General features: G+C 38.8%; 15 protein-coding genes. 12 read left to right on the top strand and 3 right to left on the bottom strand.

What is annotated here, in order from left to right:
* Positions 1-152 precede the first annotated feature (152 nt).
* The 9 genes from E2K98_RS16830 to E2K98_RS16870 all read left to right on the top strand — a co-directional run bounded on the left by E2K98_RS16830 (position 153) and on the right by E2K98_RS16870 (position 8,690).
* Positions 153-404 carry a DUF2535 family protein gene (locus tag E2K98_RS16830; RefSeq protein WP_026576625.1) on the top strand — a complete coding sequence of 84 codons (252 nt, stop codon included), beginning with the start codon at positions 153-155 and terminating at the stop codon, positions 402-404.
* A 317-nt stretch (positions 405-721) separates the two neighbouring features.
* Positions 722-1,564, top strand: coding sequence for a DegV family protein (locus E2K98_RS16835; RefSeq protein ID WP_133336087.1), 843 nt, complete (start codon positions 722-724; stop codon positions 1,562-1,564).
* A gap of 57 nt (positions 1,565-1,621) precedes the next feature.
* The gene (locus E2K98_RS16840; protein ID WP_133336089.1) at positions 1,622-2,602 is read left to right on the top strand and encodes a DUF418 domain-containing protein; all 981 of its coding nucleotides are present in this window, start codon (positions 1,622-1,624) and stop codon (positions 2,600-2,602) included.
* Positions 2,603-2,692: 90 nt separating this feature from the next.
* Positions 2,693-4,210 (top strand): spore germination protein, encoded by a 1,518-nt coding sequence (locus E2K98_RS16845; protein ID WP_133336091.1) that lies wholly within the window; start codon positions 2,693-2,695, stop codon positions 4,208-4,210.
* Positions 4,211-4,220: 10 nt separating this feature from the next.
* Positions 4,221-5,336, top strand: a complete 1,116-nt coding sequence (locus E2K98_RS16850; protein ID WP_133336093.1) for a GerAB/ArcD/ProY family transporter — start codon at positions 4,221-4,223, stop codon at positions 5,334-5,336.
* Complete coding sequence (locus tag E2K98_RS16855) at positions 5,326-6,477, top strand: Ger(x)C family spore germination protein (RefSeq protein ID WP_133336095.1); 1,152 nt, start codon at positions 5,326-5,328, stop codon at positions 6,475-6,477. The genes E2K98_RS16850 and E2K98_RS16855 overlap by 11 nt, the downstream gene beginning before the upstream one ends.
* A gap of 80 nt (positions 6,478-6,557) precedes the next feature.
* The gene (locus tag E2K98_RS16860) at positions 6,558-7,136 is read left to right on the top strand and encodes an SCO family protein (protein ID WP_133336097.1); all 579 of its coding nucleotides are present in this window, start codon (positions 6,558-6,560) and stop codon (positions 7,134-7,136) included.
* A gap of 144 nt (positions 7,137-7,280) precedes the next feature.
* A complete protein-coding gene (locus tag E2K98_RS16865) occupies positions 7,281-8,105 on the top strand; it encodes an SGNH/GDSL hydrolase family protein (RefSeq protein WP_133336099.1) in 825 nt (274 codons plus the stop codon).
* Positions 8,106-8,111: 6 nt separating this feature from the next.
* On the top strand, positions 8,112-8,690 hold the full coding sequence (locus E2K98_RS16870) for a YpmS family protein (protein ID WP_133336101.1): 579 nt from the start codon (positions 8,112-8,114) through the stop codon (positions 8,688-8,690).
* A 36-nt stretch (positions 8,691-8,726) separates the two neighbouring features.
* On the opposite strand, the gene E2K98_RS16875 is transcribed toward E2K98_RS16870, so the two are convergent.
* Positions 8,727-10,091: an RsmF rRNA methyltransferase first C-terminal domain-containing protein gene (locus tag E2K98_RS16875; protein WP_133336103.1), complete on the bottom strand. Its 1,365-nt coding sequence runs from the start codon at positions 10,089-10,091 to the stop codon at positions 8,727-8,729.
* A gap of 100 nt (positions 10,092-10,191) precedes the next feature.
* Positions 10,192-10,944, bottom strand: a complete 753-nt coding sequence (locus tag E2K98_RS16880) for a DUF4397 domain-containing protein (protein WP_133336105.1) — start codon at positions 10,942-10,944, stop codon at positions 10,192-10,194.
* A 202-nt stretch (positions 10,945-11,146) separates the two neighbouring features.
* Between E2K98_RS16880 and msrA the strand changes: the two genes are divergently transcribed.
* The 3 genes from msrA to E2K98_RS16895 all read left to right on the top strand — a co-directional run bounded on the left by msrA (position 11,147) and on the right by E2K98_RS16895 (position 12,367).
* Positions 11,147-11,638, top strand: coding sequence for a peptide-methionine (S)-S-oxide reductase MsrA (gene msrA / locus E2K98_RS16885; RefSeq protein WP_372512774.1), 492 nt, complete (start codon positions 11,147-11,149; stop codon positions 11,636-11,638).
* On the top strand, positions 11,628-12,059 hold the full coding sequence (gene msrB, locus E2K98_RS16890) for a peptide-methionine (R)-S-oxide reductase MsrB (RefSeq protein ID WP_133336109.1): 432 nt from the start codon (positions 11,628-11,630) through the stop codon (positions 12,057-12,059). The genes msrA and msrB overlap by 11 nt, the downstream gene beginning before the upstream one ends.
* 152 nt (positions 12,060-12,211) lie before the next feature.
* Positions 12,212-12,367, top strand: a complete 156-nt coding sequence (locus E2K98_RS16895) for a YjcZ family sporulation protein (RefSeq protein ID WP_133336111.1) — start codon at positions 12,212-12,214, stop codon at positions 12,365-12,367.
* 49 nt (positions 12,368-12,416) lie between these two features.
* Here E2K98_RS16895 and E2K98_RS16900 read toward each other — a convergent pair whose 3' ends face one another.
* The gene (locus E2K98_RS16900) at positions 12,417-13,397 is read right to left on the bottom strand and encodes a nuclease-related domain-containing protein (RefSeq protein WP_165976301.1); all 981 of its coding nucleotides are present in this window, start codon (positions 13,395-13,397) and stop codon (positions 12,417-12,419) included.
* Positions 13,398-13,567 lie beyond the last annotated feature (170 nt).

A 13,567-nucleotide genomic window follows, 5' to 3' on the forward strand; every position in this document is an offset into this window, starting at 1 on the left:
TTGCTATAAAATGTGTTCTCAATAACTATATAGAAGAAAAAATGATTCAGTAAAAAATTCACAAATATTTTTTTGATACAAGCACAATTAGACACATTTCGAGTTGGGGAAGGTGTATAATAGTATCAAACGGGTAAAAAGGATTGATATTTTTGTTACTAAAAAGCCTAGAGTTCAAAACGATTGTTGGACAGAAGGTTAAAGTCATGGAAATTCCTGTATTGGAGGAAGATAGCCCTTTTAAATTTATGATCCAAGTCCGTTTACAGACGTTTATCACGTCCATCAACAAGGAGTCAGGCCCCAAAAAATGCTACTCCTTCAGAGAGTATTTGAAAAAGGTCATGAAATGGCCAGACTATGAAAAACTATTTAAAGTAGATGAATTAAAAAACAACGCATAATGTCTTCGAGCATCGGCTAACCGGTGCTCTTTATTTTTATGCTTTTTGAAATCTAATTATTGACTAAATGACTTAGATTGGAGCGGAAGGCGCGAAGACTCCTGTGGGAGTACGGGGCAGGGGAGACCCCGCAGGAGCGAAGCGACGAGGAGGCTCCCCGGCACGCCCACGGAAAGCGAAGCGCCTGGAGCGGAAATCAATCGACAATTTTAACAAAGTCTATTTTTTAGAAAAATTAAAAGAAAATGAGAGATTGTGTTTCCATCAAAAGTCCTAACCTGTATAATACAAAGCAGTAAGAGTGGGGAAGTGACTAAATGAGCAAAATTAAAATTGTAACCGATTCAACCATGGACATGCCTCAAGAAGTGATTGATCAACTTGGTGTTGAGGTGGTACCGCTTTCGATTACGATAAATGGAGAAACCTTCTTAGACCGGGTGGAATTAGAACCGGTTGATTTTATAAAAAATATGAGTCAAACAGATGAATTACCGAAAAGTTCACAGCCATCAACGGGTGCTTTTCTTGAAGTATATGACCGCTTAGGAGAAGAAGGCTTTGAGGTTCTCTCCATTCACATGACGGGGAAAATGAGTGGGACTGTCCGCTCAGCAGAAAGCGCTGCCCAAATGGCGAAAACAAAAGTGACCGTTGTTGATTCCAAATTTATTTCAAAGGCTTTATCCTTTCAAGTAAGGGAAGCGGCTGAAATGGCCAAACAGGGAAATAGTTTGGAAGAAATCCTTGAACGTCTTGAAGCAGTACAAAACCATACTAAATTATATATAATGGTAGATACATTAGAGAATCTTGTAAAAGGCGGCCGGATTGGCAAAGGCAAAGCCTTTATTGGTTCGCTGTTAAATATTAAACCAATAGCATCACTTGAAGGTGCAGAGTATACTCCTGTTACAAAGGCGAGGAGTTACTCCCAGGTGGTAAAGTTCTTTACGAAACAATTTACCGAGGATATCAAGGGAAAAACCGTTCGAGGCGTAGGGATTGCTCATGCCGGGGCATATGAGCTTGCGGTAAAAATAAAAGAGAGTATTTTTGACTTGACCGGTGTTCAGGATGTTGAAATTGACTATACGGGTCCAACTGTAATTACACATGCAGGTCCTGGTGCGATTGCCTTAATGTATTACTATGAATAAGAATTGTAGATTGGATGGTGCCTAAACACCATCCAATTTTTATAGGGGAAGTAAATTATGAAAAAAGTAGAACGAAACGAACGAATAGATACACTAGATTACTTAAGAGGTTTCTCCCTTTTAGGAATCATCCTGGTAAATATCCTGGCAATGTTATCTGCGCAAAAGCCGCTCCCGAACACCCAGGATGCTTTCTATCAGAGGTTTTTATTTCTGTTTGTCGAAGGGCGCTTTTATCCGATCTTTTCCTTTTTGTTTGGTGTCGGAATGTATATTTTTCTAACAAGAGCAGAGAGGAAAGGGAAAAATGCAACCATTTTATTTTTGCGGAGAATCATCGTTCTTTTTATCTTTGGTTTTATTCACTTTATTTTTCAGCCGGGAGAAGCTCTTACCGTTTATGCAAGCTGCGGTCTGATTCTATTGCCTTTTTATAAAGTAAGAAAAGAGATTAATCTGGCAATTGGGATTTTATTGCTCATTCTATTCGCCATCTTGGCAATGAAAATATTTATGACAGTGCCCCTCATCTTATTAGGTCTTGCAGCTGGTCAATATCGAGTGTTTGAAGAGATTACTCATAAACGAAAACAAATTACTATTTTTACAGTGTCAGCATTTCTCTTGGCTGCCCTTGGTCTATTTTTTCAATATCAACATATGCCTTTGGCTCCATTTAATCCGTTTCATATTAATCGGTTTTTAACCATCGGTATTATGATTGGTCCAATAGTTTCCGCCTTTTATGTTGGGATCTTGATATTACTTTTACAATCTCAATTTTTTCAAAAAATATTATCTCCTTTAAAAAGTTATGGACGGATGTCGCTCACCAACTATGTCTCACAAACCGTCTTCATATTAGTCGTCGGAAAGGCCTTCGACTTGTTTAGGCATATAACCTATTTGCATACCCTTTACATATGCTTAGTAATCTATTTCATACAGCTGTTATTTAGTGCTATTTGGCTGCGTTTCTTTCAATATGGGCCGCTTGAATGGATTTGGCGGTTGGCAACATACAAAGAAAAACCATAAACAGGATGGTGCTGGTCACCATCCTGTTCTTTGGTTAAATATAGATTATTTGGTAATGCTAAAAAAAATTGAAGTTCAAAGGTGTTGCCAATGTTTAAATGGATGACGGGGAAAAAAACTTCAGAAGAAACGAAAACACATAGCTTAAGTGTGGAGGAACTGAAGGAAGAATTAAAGCAGGAGCTAAATGCTTGCTCGGATTTAACCTTTAGAACCCTTACAAAAGAAGGAAAAAAGATTTTATTTTGCTACTTAAGCAGCTTAATTGATAAAAATGGATTGGATCAGGATATTCTAGATCCAATTATTAAAAGTACACAATCCAAATGGACTCCTGAATCTCTGGCACAGATTCTCCCAATTGCTCAGCTTTCTGCTGTTAATAAACTGAAGGAAGTCATTCAGGCATTAATTGAAGGCCAGATTTATATTTATATTGATGGTGAACCATATGGTCTGTTAGCAGATGCAGCGAAAACAGTTGAACGATCACTGGAAAAAGCGGAAACAGAATCGCTTGTTTACGGTCCGAAAATCGCTTTTACGGAATCACTCCTTGGGAACATCAACATTTTAAGAAATAATTTAAAAGATCCGAATCTGTGTATGGAGGACCTTACAATTGGTACGAGATCCAAAAAACAGGCAAAGCTTGTTTATATAAAAGGTGTTGCCGATGACGAAAATGTCAACACATTTAGGCAGCGGATCAATGATCTGGATATTGATCATGTAGCTGATAGCACTGTACTTGGACAATTGTTAGAAAGTAACAGCTGGACTGTATTTCCGCAGTTAATTACAACGGAATTGCCAGACCGTATTTCGATTGCTTTACTGAGTGGCAAGGTAGCGGTTCTTATGGACCGAAGTCCGGATGCACTCTATGGTCCTACACCCTTCTTTACTTTTTTTGAATCAACAGAAGACGTTTATATGCGTTGGAATATGGGCTTTTTTCTTCGCATGCTGCGTTTACTGGCAACTTTTTTATCTGTTTTGCTTACACCAGCATATGTTTCGGTTTTGACCTACCATTATGAGGTAATTCCGTCACCTCTACTTGTTTCACTGGGGCAATCACGTTCACAAGTTCCATTTCCTCCAGTTTTTGAAGCCCTTCTTCTTGAGTTCATTATTGAACTATTAAGAGAGGCTGGTGCAAGGCTGCCGACCAAGGTAGGTCAAACCATGGGTATTGTAGGTGGTATCGTAATTGGACAAGCCGCAGTTGATGCGGGTTTTACCAGTAATATTCTTATTATTATTATTGCCCTAAGTGCTCTTGGTTCTTTTACGACTCCAAGCTACCTAATGGGTACAGCTATTCGAATCATTCGCTTTCCGATAATCATTATGGCGGGATTATGGGGGGGGATTGGCATAATGGTTTCGTTTTGTTTTTTCCTCATTCACCTTATAAAATTGGATACGTTAGGAAGACCCTATCTTGCACCAATTTATCCCTTTAGATGGAGAGATTTAGGATATAGTGTCTTCAGAATTCCTCCTAAATATCTTCCATACAGGCCCGTAACAAACCATCCTGAGAATCATTATCGATTTCCACCAAAAAAAGCAAAGCGTAAAAAGGATGTAGATGAATAGGGGCGAGATCATGAAGGTAAATTTACGTCCAAGAGAAGGTTTACTATTTAATGCCTTTCTTCTAATGTTTTTTATTCATTCCGTACAAACGGGAGTTGGATTAATTGGACTGCCGCGGATTGTGTATCTGTCTGCTAAACACGACGCTTGGATTTCTGTGTTATTGACGGGAATCCTAGCGGGCTTTGTCTTAGGGTTGATGGTGTTGATTCTAAAACAATATGATAGTGCCGATTTATATGGAATTCACATCGATGTTTTTGGAAAATGGATCGGGAATGGACTAAATATTCTTTATATGCTTTATTTAACTGCTGATTTTTTTGTTATTTTTATGAATTATATTGAAATTGTTCGAGTGTGGATTTTTCCAGATTTGCCGACTTGGCAGTTAGCTGGTGTTCTTATTCTATTAGCCGTTTATTCGGTATATGGGGGCATTCGGGTTGTAATTGGAGTTGCCTTTCTTTCGGTAGTAGGGACCATCTGGCTGGGTGCTCTGCTCCTGGTGCCGATCCATTATTCAGATTTTACTCATTTGTTTCCAATCATGTCAGCCGATATGAAGCAACTATTGAATGGAATACATGACTCCTCCCTATCTATCATGGGATTTGAACTACTGTTATTTGTTTATCCCTATGTGAAGGAAAAAGAGAAAGTCTTTCTTTTTACCCAAATTGGAAATTTATATACAACGTTGTTATTTGGGATCGTAACCCTTGTATCTATAACGTTTTTTGCAGAAGATAGTCTGGCCCGTACCATCTGGCCAGTATTGTCGATGTTTAAAATTGTTCGGCTCCCAAATCTTGAGCGCTTCGAATTTATTGCCGTTTCCTTTTGGATGTTAATTATTTTGCCCAATATGTGTGCGTATCTCTGGGCAGCGTCAAAAGGATTTATGAGGATTTTTAATAAAAAACAAAAACATGGGATCTGGATTTTTGCGATCCTAACTTGGGGAGCCACCTTTTTTTTTAAAGCCAGATATCAAATGAATATGGCTACAGATTATGTAGCAAAGGCTGGATTTATAGCCGCCTTCTGTTACCCGATTCTGCTTGCAATGATTGTCTTCGTGAAAAAATGGTTTCAAAGGAGGAAGAAAACCAATGTGGCCTAAATGGAAACTATTGCCGATGATGATTCTTTGTATAGTATTGAACACTGGATGTGTAGAACCAAGACAATTAGAAAAATTAGCTTTGGTCACAGCAGCTGGGTATGATTTGGAGAAGGAAAATGTAATTAAAGGGACAGTTGTCGTCCATCGGTTCGATCCGCTGGCTCAAAATGTGACAAAATTAATTACAGTTGATGCCAATACAAGTAAGGGGTTAAAACAAAAGCAGAATCTTCAATCGAACCAACGACTCGTTACTGGCCAAATGAGATGTGTCATATATAGCAAAGAGCTTGCTGAGAAGGGGATTATCCAGTTGGTGGATGCATTGAACCGTGATGCTACCGTGGGGAATATGGTTTATTTAACCGTTGCAGATGGAAAGTCATCGGATTTAATGCAATCAGGTGTCACCCATAATAAAGTCAATCTGGGAACCTACTTGTATAACTTGATAAAACAAAATGTTGAAAGTGAACAAATTCTTTCTCCTACACTTCAGGAATTTAATCATACCTATTATGATTTTGGCAAGGATCCTTTACTGCCTATTTTAAAACTTAAAAACAATGATATCAAAATAAAAGGAATGGGTTTGTTTAAGGATGACCGATTAGTAGCTGAAATAAAGCCTGACAAGCTGTTTTATGTAAAACTCTTATCGGATAAATATAATGCCGGATCAAAAGACCTCGGTTTTGATCGTTCCCAATTTGAAAAAATTAGGATGAAAACAGGTGAGCATGCAATTCGTAATTTATATAATAAATTATTTGTAAATATAGATAATATTCAAAGCAGTGGCAAAATCAAATTGATTGATAAAGAAAATCTGCGTTTTCGGATAACAGTAAAGATAAAAGCCCGATTATTGGAAACAACAGAGCCGTTAACTGTTGGGGATCCAAAGGCAATTAAGTTGATAGAAAAGAAAATAAATAAAGTGATGGAACATGATATTACAAAATTACTCAATTATTTTCAATCTTTAGGTTCAGATCCTGTCGGGTTTGGAAATGAATACATGACCCATTTACGAGGAAAAAGACTATCAAAAGATGAGTGGAAAGAACGATACAAGCAGGCGTCATTTGAGGTCAAGGTAAAAAACACGATTGTTCAAACAGGAGTAATCGATTAATTCAGTCACAAAGCTTTCTTCTTATCCAAAACTTTGTTACACTATTCACGGAATGAAATAGAAAAGTAATGGGTGATATCATGAAAGTTCGGAATTGGCTGGTGGTAGTACTATTATCTACACTAATTTTGTCAGCATGTGGAAAGAAAGAGATCAAAGATGCGGTGAATTGGCCAATAAAGGATTTTTCAGCCACATCTCAAGCCGGTAAGCCCTTTGGATTAAAAGATTTAAAAGGGAAGATCTGGATTTCTGATTTTATTTTTACAAGCTGTGTGGATATTTGTCCGCCGATGACGGCTAATATGCAAAAGCTGCAAAAAAAGGTGAAGGATGAAGGCCTGAAAAATGTTGAGTTTGTTTCTTTTAGTGTGGATCCAAAAGTAGATACCCCTCAAAAGTTAACAGAGTTTGCCAACCAATATCAAATTGATTTTAAAAATTGGACATTCTTAACCGGTTATTCCCAGTCGTTTATTGAAAATTTTGCCTTGAAAAATTACAAGGCATTGGTCAAAAAGCCGGAAGAGGGGAACCAGGTGATTCACGGTACCTCCATTTATTTAGTTGATCAGGATGGAAATATTAAAAAATCCTATAACGGATTTAAAGAAGTTCCATATGATGAAATTATCAATGATATTAAAGCACTGCAATAGACCTAATTAATAGGTCTATTTTTTTACTGTCAAACCCTATATTGAAAACGTTTTCAATTATGAGGTTGTTAGTTTTTGTCAATCCGGCTTGAATGTTTTTTCACATGTTATAATATTTATAGTTTGAGAGGAAGGTGAAGTCTTATGAAAAAGTTTTTCACTCTTCTAATTCTCTCCTCCTTATTCCTTTGTTCTTGTAGCGGTTCCACCCAATGGATGCCGCACTCCTATAAAAAAGCTGCAAAGATTGTTTATAAGCAGGTGCCGGCTGATTTTATTCCACGAAAATTAACCGTTGTTTCTGCAGGTGATTCCTTAACACAAGGTGTTGGTGATAGTACAAAAACAGGCGGTTATTTGCCCTATCTGAAAAAAATGCTTGAAAAGGAAAAGGGCATAAAAGAAGCGGAATTTTATAATTTTGGTGTTCAGGGAAACCGGACAACACAATTGATGAAGCGACTGCAATCGCCGGAAGTGAAATCGGCCATTTCTCAGGCCGATTTAGTAATCCTAACCATTGGCGGCAATGATATTGTAAAAGTTCTTAGAGACAATATCACCGATCTGCAATTTTCCGATTTCACGAGAGGCAAAGAGGAATATATCGTCCATTTGACGCAAATAATGGAGAGCATAACAAAGGAAAATCCCAACGCCAAAATCGTTTTGGTCGGATTGTACAATCCGTTTTCTAAATGGTTTGGCAATATTAAGGAACTCGACCAAATTGTCGGGGATTGGAACAGCGCTGGTCAGTCTGTAATTGCTCATTACCCCAATGCCTACTTTGTCCACATTGACGACTTGTTTAATGAGACCTCGGAAAATCTTTTGTATAGGGATAATTTTCATCCAAATGATAAAGGATATAAATTAATTGCACAAAGGCTTAACCAGACATTGGGAGAACGCACATTACCTGATCTGGAAAGGAATTCGTTGATGGTCAGTAAAGAGGAGAATTAGTTTTGTATGAAAAATAAGTGGAAAAGGGGATTCTGGCTTTTATTAGGGATTGACCTTTTAGTTGTCATAATAATTGCCGGCTTACTATTATCCCCGTCATCGGAGAAGCACGAAAGCCTTGTTAAAGGGCAAAATGGGGAATATGTTTCATTTCGGATTCGATCGAATAAGCAGGATTTGAATCGGCTTATCAACCATTATTTACAAACAGAAGCGGCTGATTCCCCAATAGCTTATCGTGTTATATTAGGAGATGAGGTTGAGCTTTACGGAACAATCCCGTTTTTTAGTGAACAGCTTAATTTAAAAATGACCTTTAAGCCGAAAGCATTGTCAAACGGTGATTTAGTTCTGAAGCAAAAATCGATTAAAATCGGTAACCTGAATCTGCCTGTTTCCTATGTACTGAAATTCATTGAAGAAAACTATAAGCTGCCTAGGGGAGTGGACATTCAGCCGGACAACAAACGCGTCTACGTTTATATGCAGCAATTGAAACTCAAAAGTGATCTAAAAATAAAAGCAGAGAAGTTTGACTTAGAAAAGGATGATATCTCCTTTATCATCTTAGTTCCAGTCGAATAATAACAGGGTGCCTCCTTTGAAAAGGCACCCTGTTTATTATTTTTGGATTCGAAGTCCTTTTGGGTAAAAATTCTTCAATACCCCTTTCGCTTCTTTCCCCCAGCCGAGTGGGTAGTCATCGATAGTTACGAGCATCCAGCCTCGGTCGTTTCCCGTTGTTAACGTTTCTCCTTTTAAGTAATGAAACCACTGATCATCTTTTAACGGAAAACAGTGCTTTGCCTCATTTGCCATTAACCCCAATGCCAGCGCATGGTTTGGTTCAAAACGATTCTTCTTTAACTCGCCAAGATGAAGCCCTGCCCGCAGGATTTTTAACCCCTGAAAACTAGGACAATGATCCGGTAATGCATAGAGCTGCTGATTAAAAAGATAGAAGTGATCGAATGTTATTCCTTTTATGGTTTGGTTGGTAAATTCATAGAAATCCTTCAGCTGTGCCCTGCTGGCATTCGAGGATATCTCTTTTATTTTTGCTGGGTCTTCAACGGCCGTTTTATGAATTTTAGCTACAAAATGGCCTTCCCCTTTAAGATGATGCGGCCATAAGCGGGCCGTTTGTTCAAGCTCGTTCATTTTGCTGGTTGACCATTCCGGCCGGCCATTTTGGATTCCATTTGTCTTTTCAATTGGCAGCAGCTCTAAATCAGGATATTTTTTCAAAAAATATTCAATTGTTTGTTCATTTTCTTCCGGTGAGAAAGTACAGGTAGAATATACAAGGATACCGTCTTCCTTCAACATGGAGTAGGCCGCATCAAGAATATTTTTCTGCTGCTTCGCACATGCTTCTACATGGGCTTCAGTCCAAAAGGCAATTGCTTCCTCATCCTTACGGAACATTCCTTCGCCCGAGCAAGGTGCATCGACAAGAATCTTATCGAAATAGCCTTGAAATCTTTCCGCAAGCCGTACCGGTGTTTCATTAGTTACTAAAGCATTGGAAATTCCCAATCTTTCAATGTTTTCTGACAAGGCCTTTGCCCGTTTGGAATTGATTTCATTGGCAACAAGAATTCCGCTTTGCTTCATCATCCCTGCGAGCTGTGTCGTTTTTCCTCCTGGCGCGGCGCATAAATCAAGAACTCTTTCACCGGGATTTGGTGCAAGCTGTTCCGCGACAAACATTGCGCTTGGCTCTTGGATATAATAAAGGCCCGCGGCATGATAGGGGTGTTTTCCCGGCTGGTCCTGTTCAGGGTCATAATAATACCCATTTGGGACAAATGGTATTTTATTTAGTGTGAATGGTGAGAGTTGTGACCATTTTTCTTCTGTTATTTTAAGCGGATTTATCCGAAGTCCGCTCATTCTTGTTTCTTTATATGTATGGAAAAAATCGTGGGATTCCTCTTTAAGTAAATCGGTAAACTTCCGAATAAATTCGGAGGGAAGTTGCATGATAAAGCTCCTCTCTTGTTTCAAATCCTATCATGATTATTGGGGTTTGGCCGCTAGAAGTCAAGCGGCAAAAAAGACTGAGATTTGTACTCAGTCTTCGTTACTCTTTGATCACAATCGCTTGCAGCTCGGGACTTCCTTTGGACAAACCGACCAAAGCAATCGTGTAGACTTCATTTGCCTTAAATTGCGAGTTCGGCATTGGAAGGATCACGTTCTTTGTACCAGCTTCCCTTGCCTCTAGGTCCACTGTCATCGGCGATAATGCCAGGTATTCTGTCGCTTGCTTATAGGCTACCTTTGGAAAAATAACATCTCGGTCCTTGACGGCCATGTCTAATGCATGAGTATCAGGTGAAAGGTGAATAAAACGTACCTTTGCTTCATTCATTGGCACCTCCGGTTGGTTGAGGTATACGAGGAGACGCATTTTTTTTACAGAATCAATGATGGCCCAGGTGTATGATTGACCGGGTTCAATCGTAATTTTTTTATTTAAGACACTATTGACCATGTTGCCTGCCGGATAAATATCGACATGATATTTACCGGGCTTAAAGGCTAGTACCTGACTCGCTTCCTTAAAGGGCAGGTCTCTTGCTACCCGCTTTCCGTTAACATAAATGTCTAAATTAGGTGCATCCGGAGAGGTGTTAAGAATGCGGATGTTTGCCTCTGTCTGCATTTGTTGCGCCTGTATCCTCATTGTATTGAATGCTTTATTGATATATTTCATGTGTTTTAAGTAGAACTGCATATGAAGTTCTGGATTCGAGTATTTATAAAATTGGGAGAGTGTATCATACATTGCCGCCCTTTGAAGATAATCAGAATGAGTTCGATTTTCGGACATACTGCTCGCTCCTATTCTCTAATTTACTAGTACTTTATTCAGTTGGGGATAGGTAGGTGTCTATTTCGTTTCAGCTGTAATCGAGTTATTTTATTTTTTAAAAGACATTCTGTATACTTGGGGCAAGAAGAAAATTCGTGGGGTGAGTAGATTGGAAGAGAAAGTACAAGTAGCAACCTTTGCCGGCGGCTGTTTTTGGTGTATGGTGAAGCCATTTGATGAGCAGCCTGGAATAAAAAGTGTGATTTCCGGATACACAGGCGGAACGGTAGAGAACCCAACCTACGAACAGGTTTGTTCGGATACTACAGGTCATTATGAAGCCGTCCAAATTACCTTTGAACCGAATATTTTTCCATATGAAAAATTGCTTGATTTATATTGGCAGCAAATTGATCCAACCGATCCGGGAGGACAATTTTATGATCGCGGTCAATCCTATCAAACCGCTATTTTTTATCATAATGAAACACAAAAAGCGCTCGCTGAAGAGTCAAAACAGAAATTACAGGAAAGTGGCAGGTTTTCGAAGCCAATTGTCACGCCGATCTTACCAGCGAAACCCTTTTATCCTGCAGAGGATTATCACCAGCATTATTATAAGAAAAAACGAGCTCATTATGAGTCCTATCATGTAGGCTCAGGCCGTGCAGGCTTTATTGAAAGATATTGGGGGAATCAAGATGGTAAATAAGGATGAGTTAAAAAAGCGGCTGTCACAAATCCAATATGAGGTAACTCAAAATAGTGCAACAGAGCCCCCGTTTCGAAACGAATATTGGAATGAGAACCGGGAAGGCATTTATGTAGATCTTGTTTCAGGAAAACCACTGTTCAGTTCGCTAGATAAATTTGATGCCGGCTGCGGCTGGCCAAGCTTTACAAAGCCGATTGAAGAGGAAGAGGTAATCGAAAAGGAAGATTACAGCCATTTTATGATTCGGACCGAGGTACGAAGTAAAACGGCGGATTCTCATCTTGGTCATGTATTTAATGATGGCCCAGGACCATCGGGTTTACGCTACTGCATTAACTCCGCCGCGTTGCGGTTTATTCCGAAGGATAAGCTGGAAGAGGAAGGGTACGGGGAATTTACAAGTTTATTTGAAAAATGATGAAAAGCCGCCATTAGTTGAGCGGCTTTTTATCATTTATGGGTATATGCGGATTGATTTTTGAAAAAATAGGCGAATGCACATACGGGACAACTGCCCAGCTCATAAAGTACCTGTAGAAAGTAACAAATTTTCAAGGAGTGAAAGTGCGAATGTATGGTTATGGATATGATGGCTGCTGCGGGTACCCGTATGGAGGATATGGTTATCCAGTAGGCGGCGTAGGCTTTGGATATGGATTTGGCGGATTTGCATTAATCGTTGTGCTCTTTATCCTGCTGATCATCATTGGAGCAAGCTGGGCGTAATAAAATTTAAAAACGAACTGCTGACTCTAGGGTTTATAGGGTCAGTTTTTTATTTATTTATCCACGGAAGAGTGGTCGGATAATACATCATGAGTCTGTATTTTCCAAAATGGAATAGTGGTGCGGACTTTAGTAATCTTTTAGATGTATCAATGGATTGAATATGGATAAAATCCCGAAACTGCTTATTTGTGATTTTCGAGTCCATCACTAAAAAATAATCTTGTAGTGCGTATAAGTGAGCATCAGTAGAGAATTGATCACAGGAAGGGCAGTACCATTTTCTTTTTTCGCGTTTAAGAGGCAGGGAAAAACAAAGTGGGCAATGTACTCCAGTTAAAAGTTCGTGTTTTTGAATTCCATATTTTTTGAGAATAAAATTAGTCGGCGGAGTGTTCAATTTGAGAAGGAGTCTAGTTAGTTTCCTGAGATCTTTACTATCGAGGATGCTGATTGAATACCTATTTTCGAAGAATTTGAACCTTTTAAGGAAATTGTCTGCTTTACATACGCGCTGTTTTATTTCTGTACAGCTTTTTCTAAATTCAAGAATTGAGTAGGGATTACTGACCACGACTATATAGTCAACGGGTACAGGCGGGAGATGATGAATAGCTAAAAGGTTTTTTATGTAATCCCGGTGCCTTTCTGACTGGGAAATCGGATCGGTGTATCCTTTTTCTTTGCCTGCAATAATTTGAAAGAATTGACCATTTTCTGAATCAAATACTAATTTTCCTGCCATATTCTTGATTTCAATGATTAGGGCAAATTCAGGTGAGAGGATAAGTGTATCAATTTGGCAGTTATAGTCCCCATCCGGAAGATTAAGGTCGTGGAATATCATTATTTTCTTTTCATCGAGCTTGCTAAAATAATAATCGAGGGATTGTTCCCCTTTGAAACCAGCTTTTCTTCTGTTTAGTTCTTCGAAAATTTGAGGTCGTCTTGGGTCGCTTAGAGGTAATCGTCGAAGTAATACCTCTAATATAAGAATTACCAATGGGATAGTTCTTTTCTTTTGAATCAAAATAGTCACTCCTTTCCTTGTCGAATATAATTTCTAAACTTTAATAGGAACTCCTGCCTATGTTTGATTGTAAATCGTGAACTTTTCGTGAAAACTTTTAGATTAAAATTTATTTCCTGTGGCCAATCAGCGAAAAAACGGATTCTATTGGCGAAAAAGTGAGTTCCATC

The sequence above is a fragment of the Bacillus salipaludis genome (genome assembly GCF_004358205.1).